The organism is Gilvimarinus sp. 1_MG-2023 (assembly GCF_030548285.1).
Genome location: NZ_JAUOSC010000225.1, coordinates 1 through 411, shown reverse-complemented (window position 1 = coordinate 411; position 411 = coordinate 1). Strand labels below are relative to the sequence as shown.

1 protein-coding gene is annotated in these 411 nt (G+C 56.7%); it reads left to right on the top strand.

From position 1 onward, the window contains the following. Window positions 1-4: 4 nt before the first annotated feature. The coding region (locus Q4563_RS16535) for a Mur ligase domain-containing protein (protein WP_303605261.1) at window positions 5-411 on the top strand (407 nt) is incomplete at its 3' end.

Sequence of the window (411 nt, the reverse complement as noted above, 5' to 3'; positions counted from 1 at the left end):
GGCCATGCGTGTTCATATTTTGGGAATTTGTGGCACCTTTATGGGGTCGCTGGCGCAGTTGGCCAAAGCGCTCGGGCATCAGGTGTCGGGCAGCGATCATGGAGTGTATCCGCCGATGAGTGAACAACTGGCGGCAGCGGGTATCGAGCTGATTGAAGGCTTTGATCCTGCGGCGATTCCTGTGGATACCGATCTGGTGATTATTGGTAACGCCATGTCGCGAGGCAATCCATCGGTCGAATATGTGCTGGAACGGGGGCTTCCCTATTGCTCCGGTCCGCAATGGATGAACCAGCACTTGTTGCAAGGGCGCTGGGTCGCCGCAGTTGCGGGCACACATGGCAAAACCTCAACGGCCAGTATGCTGGCCTGGATTCTTGAATGTGCCGGCATGGCTCCGGGATTTCTGAT